4 protein-coding genes are annotated in these 9,391 nt (G+C 74.2%); 2 read left to right on the top strand and 2 right to left on the bottom strand.

Going from position 1 to position 9,391, the window contains the following annotated elements; genetic code table 11:
- Nucleotides 1-3,006 (top strand): type I polyketide synthase (locus ASC60_RS36850; protein WP_159043394.1); only part of this gene is annotated, 3,006 nt, incomplete at its 5' end.
- Nucleotides 3,003-6,125: a type I polyketide synthase gene (locus ASC60_RS36845; protein ID WP_055558088.1), complete on the top strand. Its 3,123-nt coding sequence runs from the start codon at nt 3,003-3,005 to the stop codon at nt 6,123-6,125. The genes ASC60_RS36850 and ASC60_RS36845, both read left to right, overlap by 4 nt.
- A 69-nt stretch (nt 6,126-6,194) precedes the next feature.
- Here ASC60_RS36845 and thiO read toward each other — a convergent pair whose 3' ends face one another.
- On the bottom strand, nt 6,195-7,283 hold the full coding sequence (gene thiO / locus ASC60_RS36840) for a glycine oxidase ThiO (protein ID WP_055558087.1): 1,089 nt from the start codon (nt 7,281-7,283) through the stop codon (nt 6,195-6,197).
- Nucleotides 7,280-9,373, bottom strand: a complete 2,094-nt coding sequence (locus ASC60_RS36835; RefSeq protein WP_055558086.1) for a type I polyketide synthase — start codon at nt 9,371-9,373, stop codon at nt 7,280-7,282. Before ASC60_RS36835 ends, thiO begins: the two co-directional genes overlap by 4 nt.
- Nucleotides 9,374-9,391: the final 18 nt, after the last annotated feature.

The raw sequence follows: 9,391 nt of genomic DNA, 5'->3' as shown, positions 1-9,391 counted from the left end.
GACACCGACACCACCCTCATCCCCGTCCTCCACCGCGACCGGGACGACAACCACACCCTCCTCACCGCACTCGCCACCGCACACACCCACGGCCTCCACATCGACTGGACACCCCTCACCGGCGACACCAACGCCCCCGCCGCCCACCTCCCCACCTACCCCTTCCAACGCCAGCGCTACTGGCTGGAGACATCGAAGCCCAGCGCCCCGAACACCTCCCCCCACCCGCTCCTCACCGCGGCGATCACCCTCCCCGGCGGGGAAGGCGCGGTGTTCACCGGCGAGGTGTCGCTCAAGGCCCAGCCGTGGCTGAGCGATCACGTCGTCCACGGGACGGTCGTCCTGCCGGGCGTGGCCTTCGTGGATCTGCTGCTGCACGCGGCCGGGTATGTCGGATGCGACCAGATCGAAGAGCTGACCCACCATGCCTTCCTGGCCGTGCCGGAGCGGGGCGCCCGGCAGCTGCGGCTCACCGTGGGCGCCGCGGACGAGGCGGGACGGCGGTCGTTCTCACTGTTCTCCTCGGAGAGCGAAGCGGCCGAGGAGACGGCCGAGTGGACCCGCCACGCCAGTGGCTTCCTCGCCGATTCGGCACCCGAGCCGGCGTTCGACCTCACCGCCTGGCCGCCCGCCGAGGGCGAGCCGGTCGACGTCGAGGAGTTCTACCGCGGGTTCCTCGGGCGCGGATACGAGTACGGGCCGCTGTTCCGGGGCTTCCGGGCGGGCTGGCGGGTCGGTGACACCCTCTACGCGGAGATCGCGCTCCCGGACGGCACGGACCCGGAAGGCTACGGCGTTCACCCCGCGCTGCTGGACTCGGCGCTGCACCCGCTGATGCTGTTCTGGTACGACTCGGAGCGGGTACGGCTGCCGTTCTCCTGGAGCGGTGCGGCGTTGCACGCCGTCGGACCGACCCGGCTGCGGGTGCGGCTGACCCGTTCGGAGCGGGACATGATGTCCCTCTCCGTGGCCGACGCGACCGGCGCTCCGGTGCTCACCATCGCCGGGCTGGCGATGCGCGAGGTGGCCCCGGATCAGCTGGCCGCCGCACGGGCCCGGCAGAGCGACGCGCTGTACGAGCCGGGCTGGCTCCCCGTGCCCGCGCCCGCGTCCCAGATCAGCGGCCCGTGGGCGGTGGTCGGCGTGGCGGAGGTGGCCTCGGCGCTCCGTACCGCCGGGATCGACGCGGTGGACCACCCCCATCTCGCCGCGCTCGGCGCGGAGGGCGGCAAGCCACCGCAGATCGTGGTGGCGGGGCCGGCCCGCTCCGATGGCGGTGACCTGGCGGCGGACGCGCACACCGCGGCCACCGAACTCCTTTCCCTGGTACGCGACTTCGTCTCCGGCGACGCCCTCGCCGACACCAGGTTGGTGGTGCTGACCCGGGGGGCGGTGGCCGCTGAGGACGGCGAGCGGGTGCCGGATCCGGCGGCGGCCACGGTGTGGGGGCTGATGCGCACTGCGGACGCGGAGTATCCCGGCCGGTTCGTGCTCGTCGACCTGGACGAGTCGGACGCCTCGTACCGCGCGCTCCCGGCGGCGCTCGCCACGGGAGAGCCGCAACTGGCCATCCGCGGCGGTGAGCTGCGCGTGCCCCGGCTGGTGCGGGCGACGCTGCCCACACCGGAAACTCCCGAGACGGACGACGACGGGAACGGCGCCGGGCTCGACCCCGAGGGGACGGTGCTCATCACCGGTGGCACCGGCACCCTCGGCGGGCTGCTGGCCCGGCACCTCGTGGAGCGGCACGGCGTACGGCATCTGCTGCTGGCCAGTCGGCGCGGACCGGCGGCGGACGGCGCGGCGGAGCTGGCCGGGGAGCTGAAGGCGCTGGGCGCCGACGTGTCCGTCGCGGCCTGCGACACCGCGGACGCCGACGCGCTGGCCGGGCTGCTGCGGTCGGTTCCCGGCGCGCATCCGCTGACCGGGGTGTTCCACACGGCCGGGGTGCTGGACGACGCCGCCATCGCCTCGTTGACGCCGGAGCGGCTGTCGGCGGTGCTGCGGCCCAAGGTCGACGCCGCCTGGCATCTGCACCGGCTGACGGAGGACCTGGATCTGGCCGCGTTCGTGCTGTTCTCCTCCGCGGCCGGGGCGATCGGCAATGCCGGACAGGCCAACTACGCCGCCGCGAACACCTTCCTGGACGGGCTCGCCGCCCACCGCAGGGCGCGGGGACTGCCGGGCCTGTCGCTGGCGTGGGGCCTGTGGGCGCAGACCAGCGAGCTGACCGCGGGGCTGGATCCGGTCGGGCGGGCGCGGCTGGGCCGCGGTGGCATCGCCGCGATGCCGACGGCGCAGGCGCTCGGCCTGCTCGACCTCGCGCTGGGCTCGCCCCGGGCGCTCCTGGTGCCCGCGAAGCTGGACCTGGCGCGGCTGGGCGAGGGCGATGCCCCGGTCCCGCCGGTGTTGCAGGGGCTGGTCCGCTCCCGGAACCGGCGGGCCACCGCCACGGGCGGCGCGGCGGACCCGAACACGCTGCGGCAGCGGCTCGCCCCGCACGACGAGGCCACGCAGCTGGACATCCTCCTCACCTACATCCGCGGGCAGGTCGCCGCGGTCCTCGGGCACGGTTCGCCGGACGCCGTCGACGCCGACAGCGGGTTCCTGGAGATGGGGCTCGACTCGCTCACCACCGTCGAATTCCGCAACAACCTCAACCACGCCACCGGTCTGCGGCTGCCGCCCACCACCCTGTTCGACTACCCCACGCCGGTTCAGCTGGCTTCCATGCTGCGTGCCGAGCTGGCACCCGACCGGGCCCCCGACGAGGTCCCGCAGTCGCTGGTGGCCGAGTTGGACCGGCTGGAGAGCAGTCTGCGGACCGTCGTCCCGGGTGTCCGTACGGCGGTGGCCGCGCGCATGCAGGCGCTCCTGCTGAAGCTGGACGGCCTGGGCGCGGAGAGCGCCGAGGCGGAGCAGCCGGGGCCGCAGGGCATGACGATCGAATCCGCGACGGACGACGAGATCTTCGACTTCATCGACAACGAGCTGGGGCTCTCATGAACGAGGACAAGCTGCGCGACTATCTGAAGCGGGTGACCGCCGACCTCCAGCGCACCCGTCAGCGGCTGGCCGAGGCGGAGTCACGGAGCCGCGAGCCGATCGCGGTCGTGGGCATGGCCTGCCGCTTCCCCGGCGGGGCCACCACGCCCGAGGGGCTGTGGGCGCTGGTGTCCGAGGGGCGTGACGCGGTGGGGCCGTTCCCGGACAACCGGGGCTGGGATCTGGACGGTCTGTACGACCCGGATCCCAACGCCACGGGGAAGACCTACGCCCGCGAGGGCGGCTTCCTCTACGACGCCGACCGCTTCGACCCCGAGTTCTTCGGCATCAGCCCCCGCGAAGCCCTCGCCCTCGACCCCCAGCAGCGGCTGCTCCTGGAAACCAGCTGGGAGTGCGTGGAGAGCGCCGGGCTGTCCCCGGGTGAGCTGCGCGGCAGCCGTACCGGGGTGTTCAGCGGGGTGTCCGGGCACGAGTACGCCTCGCTCATCCACCGGGGCCCGGAGGACGTCGAGGGTCATCTGCTGACGGGCACCACCCTCAGCGTGGCCTCCGGGCGGATCGCGTACACGCTTGGTCTGGAGGGCCCGGCGATCACCGTGGACACCGCGTGCTCCTCCTCGCTGGTGGCACTCCACATGGCCTGTCAGTCGCTGCGCAACGACGAGTCGGCCATGGCGCTGGCCGGCGGCGCGGCGGTGATGCCGACACCGGGCATGTTCGTGGAGTTCAGCCGCCAGCGCGGGCTGGCGTCCGACGGCCGGTGCAAGTCGTTCGCGGCCGCCGCCGACGGCACCATCTGGGCCGAGGGCGCGGGCACGATCCTGCTGGAACGCCTGTCCGACGCCCAGGCCAACGGCCACCCCGTCCTGGCCGTCATACGGGGCTCGGCGGTCAACCAGGACGGCAGGAGCAGCCAGTTGAGCGCGCCCAACGGCCCCGCTCAGCAGCGGGTCATCCACGCCGCCCTCGCAAGCGCCGGGCTGACGCCGGACCAGGTGGACGCGGTGGAGGGCCACGGCACCGGCACCACCCTCGGCGACCCCATCGAGGCACAGGCCCTGCTCGCCACCTACGGACAGAACCGCGACGAACCACTGTGGCTGGGCTCCTTCAAGTCCAACATCGGCCACGCACAGGCCGCCGCCGGCATCGGCGGCGTCATCAAAATGATCCAGGCCATGCGCCACGCCACCCTGCCCAAAACACTCCACGTCGACGAGCCCAGCCCGCACATCGACTGGACCACCGGCCATGTGCGACTGCTCACCGAGGCCCGCCCCTGGCCCGAGAACGGCCACCCCCGCCGCGCCGCCGTCTCCTCCTTCGGCATCAGCGGCACCAACGCCCACCTCATCCTCGAACAAGCCCCGCCCACCCCCACGCCGGAGCCCACGGCGAACACCACCACGGTCCCCTGGCTGCTCTCCGCCAAGACCGAACAGGCCCTCCGCGACCAGGCCCAGCGCCTCTTCGACCACATCACCGAACAGCCCACCCTCCACCCCACCGACATCGCCCGCACCCTGGCCACGGCCCGCGCCACCTTCGAGCACCAGGCCGCCGTGGTCGGTGCCACGCGCGACGAACTCCTCGCCCATCTCCACGCCCTCGCCCAGGACCCCGCCCCCGCCGCCCTCCCCACCCGGCCCCGCACCACGAAGGTGGCCTTCCTCTTCACCGGCCAGGGCGCCCAGCACCCGGGCATGGGCCGACAGCTCCACGACACCTATCCCACCTTCCGCGAGGCGTTCGACGCGGTCTGCGCCACCCTCGACCGCCACCTCGGCGCCGAACGCCCCCTCAGGGACGTCGTCTTCGCGGACGACCCCACGCTCCTGAGCCAGACCCGCTACACCCAGCCCGGCCTGTTCGCGCTCCAGACCGCCCTCACCCGGCTCCTCGCCGAGGACTTCGGCATCACCCCCAGCCATCTCCTCGGCCACTCCATCGGTGAGATCGCCGCCGCCCACACGGCGGGCGTCCTCTCCCTGGACGACGCCTGCCGGCTGGTGGCGGCCCGTGGCACCCTGATGCAGGCCCTGCCCGCGGGCGGCGCCATGGTCGCCGTCGAGGCGACCGAGGACGAGGTCGCTCCCCGTCTCACCGAACGCGTCGGCATCGCGGCCGTCAACGGGCCCCGCGCGGTCGTCGTCTCCGGCGACGAGGCCGATGTCACGGCCATCGCCGAGGAGTTCTCCGGCCAAGGGCGGCGCACCCGCCGCCTCACCGTCAGCCACGCGTTCCACTCACCGCATATGGAGCCCATCCTCGACGACTTCCGCCAGGTCGCCGAGACCCTGCGGTACGACGCACCCCGCATCCCCCTCGTCTCCACCGTCACCGGCCGCGCCGCCACCGGCTCCGACACCACCGGCGCCGCCTACTGGACCGAGCACATCCGAGGCACCACCCGCTTCCACGACGGCCTCACCGCGCTCCACGACCTCGGCGTCACCGCCTATCTGGAGATCGGCCCCGACGCCGTGCTCACCGCGCTCACCCGCGAGGCACTGCCCGAGGCGGCCGCCGTCGCCCTGCTGCGCCCCCGCCACCACGAGCCGACCAGCCTGGTCACCGGGCTGGCCCAGGCCCACGCCTGCGGGGTCGCCGTCGGCTGGAAGGGGTTCCTCGCGGGGCACGGGGCCCGGGCCGTCCCCCTGCCCACGTACGCCTTCCAGCGGCGCCGCTACTGGCTCGACACCCCCGCCCCCGCCGGTTCACCCGCGGGCCTGGGCCTGGAGCCCGCCGCGCATCCGCTGCTGGCCACGGCCACCGAACTCCCCGACGGCGGCCATCTGTTCACGGGCCGGGTGACGCTGGCCGACCACGCGTGGCTCGCCGACCACATCGTCATGGGGACCGTCATCCTCCCCGGCACCGCCTTCGTCGAGCTGGCGTTCCACGCCGCGCGGACGGTGGGGCTCGACGAGATAGCGGAACTCGTCCTGAACGCGCCCGTCACCTTCGGCGCCCGGGGCGCCGCGCTGCTCCAGGTCATCGTCGGGCCCGAGGACCCGGCCACGGGCCGCACCCTGACCATCAGGTCCCGCTCGGAGGAGGGCCACTCCTGGACCGAGAACGCCACCGGCCACCTGAGCGCGCCCGTGCCGGTCTCCTGACGTTCAGCGCAAGGTCAGCACGAGGGCCGGACACCTCGCGAGGTGTCCGGCCCTCGTGCTGTGCCCCGGTCAGGACAGGCGGAGCGGGGTGAACGGCGCCGCCGAGGCGTGCGGGACGGTGTCGGTGAGGTAGGCGGCCATGACCTCGGCCGTGATGGGAGCGAGCTGGACACCCATGCGGAAGTGGCCGGCGGCCAGGTAGACATCGGGGACGGAGGTCGGGCCGATGAGGGGGAGTTCGTCGGGCGAGGCGGGGCGCAGGCCCGCGGTGATCTCGGCGAAGCGCAGGGCGCCGACGCCGGGGATGACCTCGGCGGCGCGGGCCAGCAGGCCGCGGGCGCCGTCGGCGGTCACGGTCTCGTCGTAGCCGCGCTCCTCGTAGGTGGCGCCGATGACGAGTTCGCCGTCCAGCCGGGGTACCAGGTAGAGCGACGAGCCCTTGGAGAGGGCGCGGGATGTCACGCCCAGCAGCGGCGGGTCGGAGCGCAGCCGCAGGATCTGGCCCTTGACGGGTCGGATCACCGGGATGGCCTCCTCGGGGAGGCCCCCGATGTGGTGGGTCCAGCAGCCGGCGGCCAGGACGACGCGGTCGAAGGTGACCGCGTCGCCGTTGTCGAGGGTGACGGTGTGGTTCGCGACCCGGATGGCGCGGCGGCGGATGACGGTGCCGCCGAGCGCTTCGATGGCCGTGAGCAGCGCCGCGTCGAAGGTGCGCGGGTCGACGGCGCCGTCGTCGGGGGCCAGCAGGCCGCCGAGGGCGGGGGCGAAGGCGGGCTGGACGGTGCCGCACTCCTCGGGCGTGAGGCGTTCGGAGCGGATGCCCAGCGACTCCCGGAAGGATTCCTGGAAGTCGAGGACGCGGAGGGCGTCGTCGTCGAAGGCGGCGTCCAGGACGCCGTCGCGCCGGAAACCGGAGGGGGCGAACTCCTCCAGTTCGGCGGCGTAGGACGGCCAGAGGTCCCGGGAGGCCAGGCACAGCCGCAGCAGGTCGTTCTCGCCGTCGATCTGCTCGCTGCTGGGCGGGAGCATGCCCGCCGACGCGTGGGACGCCTTGGTGGCGGGGGCCGGGTCGATCACGGTGACGGTGGCGCCGTGGCGCAGGGTCCGCCAGGCGGTGGCGAGGCCGATGATGCCTCCGCCGATGACAACGGTGTTCATGATGCGCTCTCCTGGAGGAGTCGCCGCAGATGGGAGGCGAGGTCTGCGGGTGTCGGATGGTCGAAGGTGAGGGTCGCGGGCAGCCGCAGACCGGTGCCGGCGGACAGTCGGCGGCTGAGTTCGAGATTGCCGATGGAGTCCAGGCCGACGGTGTGGAACTCCCGGCCGGGGTCGATGTCGTCGGGGGTGTCGTAGCCGAGGACGGCGGCAGCCGCGCTACGGACGAAGTCCAGGGCGGCGGCGTCGTGTTCGGCCTCGGGCAGGTCCGCCAGCCGGGCCCGCAGGGTGTCCGCCGCGGTGGGCCGGGGCACCGCGGCGGGTGCCAGGTCGGCCAGGACGGGCGGAACGTCCCCGGTGAGGGCCGACTCGTTCAGCCGTACGGGCGCGAGAACGGCCTCGTCCCCGGCGAGGGCGGCGTCGAAGAGGGCCAGGCCCTGGTCGTGGCCGAGCGGGGCGAAACCGGAGCGCTTGATGCGGGTGAGGTCGGCCGTGGACAGCTCGGAGCCCATGCCGTCCTCGCTCTCCCACAGGCCCCAGGCCAGGGAGACGCCGTGCAGGCCGAGGGTGCGGCGGTGGTGGGCGAGCGCGTCGAGGACGGCGTTGGCGGCGGCGTAGTTGCCCTGCCCCGCGTTGCCGGTCAGCCCGGCGACGGAGGAGAACACCACGAACGCGCAGTCCGGGTCCCGGACGAGGTCGTGCAGATGGAGCGCGGCGTCGACCTTGGGGCGCAGGACCGTATCGAGCCTGCGCGGCGTCAGGGTGTCGACCGTGGCGTCGGACAGCACGCCCGCGGTGTGGATGACGGCGGAGGGCGCGGGGAGGTCCGCCAGGGCGCGTTCCAGTGCCGGGCGGTCGGCGGTGTCGCAGGCGATCACCTCGACGCGGGCGCCGAGCGCGGTGAGGCCGGCGGTCAGGCCGTCGGCGCCGGGCGCGTCCGGGCCGCGGCGGCTGAGCAGCACCAGGTGGCGCACGGCGTGGCGGGTGACCAGGTGCCGGGCGATCAGGCGGCCCAGCGCGCCGGTGCCGCCGGTGATGACGACGGTGCCCGTGAGGCTGTTGCGGCCCGGCGGTGGCGGGCAGCGGACGAGACGCGGCCGGAACAGGGCGCCGTGGCGCACGGCGAGTTGCGGTTCGCCGGAGGCGACGGCGGCGAGGAGGGCGCGGCCCGAGTCCTCGGGGTCGTCGACGTCGATCAGGACGAAGCGGCCGGGGTGTTCGGACTGGGCGCTGCGCAGCAGCCCCCACACGGCCGCGCCGGGCAGGTCGGACAGGTCTTCCTGGGGGCGGGTCGCGAGGGCGCCGCTGCTGACCAGGACCAGGCGGGCGTCGGCGAGGCGTTCGTCGGCCGACCACTCCTGGACGAGCATCAGGGCGCGCTGGGCGGCCGAGCGGACCGGGGAGTCCTGGTCGGTGCAGGAGACCACGACCACGTCGGGGACGCGGGCGCCTTCGCGGAGCGCGGAGTCGAGGGCGGCCAGCGAGGGGTAGGAGTCGAAGGAGCGGCGGATGGACTTCAGCGCGCCGGTGACGCCGATGTGGTCGGTGCCCAGGAACGCCCAGCGCCGCTGGTCGGCGGGGGCGGACGGCTGCTCGACGGCCTTCCAGGCGACGCGCAGCAGCTGGGTGCGCTGCGCGGCGGCGTCGAGCTGGTCGGCGGTGACGGGACGTCTGACGAGGCTCTTGACCGTGACGACCGGTTCGCCGTCGTCGCCGGTGAGGGCGAGGGACACGCCGCCCTCACCGGGCCGGGCGTGGACGCCCAGCCGCCGCGCGCCCGGCTTGTGGAGGCGCACCCCGCGCAGGGCGAACGGCAGGAAGGTGTCGTCGTCGCGGTCGAGGCCGGGCACCAGCGCGGCCTGCAGGGCGGCGTCGAACAGCGCCGGGTGCAGGTGGTAGTCGCCCTCGCTGCCGGACGCGGCGCCGTCGAGCCGGGCCTCGGCGTAGACCTCGTCGCCGTCCGCCCACACGGCGCGCAGGCCCCGGAAGGCGGGCCCGTACGGGAGGCCGCGGTCGGCGAGACGGCGGTAGATGTGTGCGATGTCGACCTGCCGGGCTTCCTGGGGAAGCTCCGGCCGTTCCGGGTTGCTCATGGTCGCTTCCTCCGCGGG

The organism is Streptomyces sp. NBRC 110028 (assembly GCF_001417735.1).
In the GTDB taxonomy this organism is placed as follows: Bacteria; Actinomycetota; Actinomycetes; order Streptomycetales; family Streptomycetaceae; genus Streptomyces.
Note: the sequence above shows the minus strand (reverse complement) of the source record. Positions and strands in the feature narration are given on the sequence as shown.

Excerpts from the sequence above, each read along its gene's own strand:
- ASC60_RS36845 (WP_055558088.1), top strand. The coding sequence starts at position 3,003 with ATGAACGAGGACAAGCTGCGCGACTATCTGAAGCGGGTGACCGCCGAC.
- thiO (WP_055558087.1), bottom strand. The coding sequence starts at position 7,283 with ATGAACACCGTTGTCATCGGCGGAGGCATCATCGGCCTCGCCACCGCC.
- ASC60_RS36835 (WP_055558086.1), bottom strand. The coding sequence starts at position 9,373 with ATGAGCAACCCGGAACGGCCGGAGCTTCCCCAGGAAGCCCGGCAGGTC.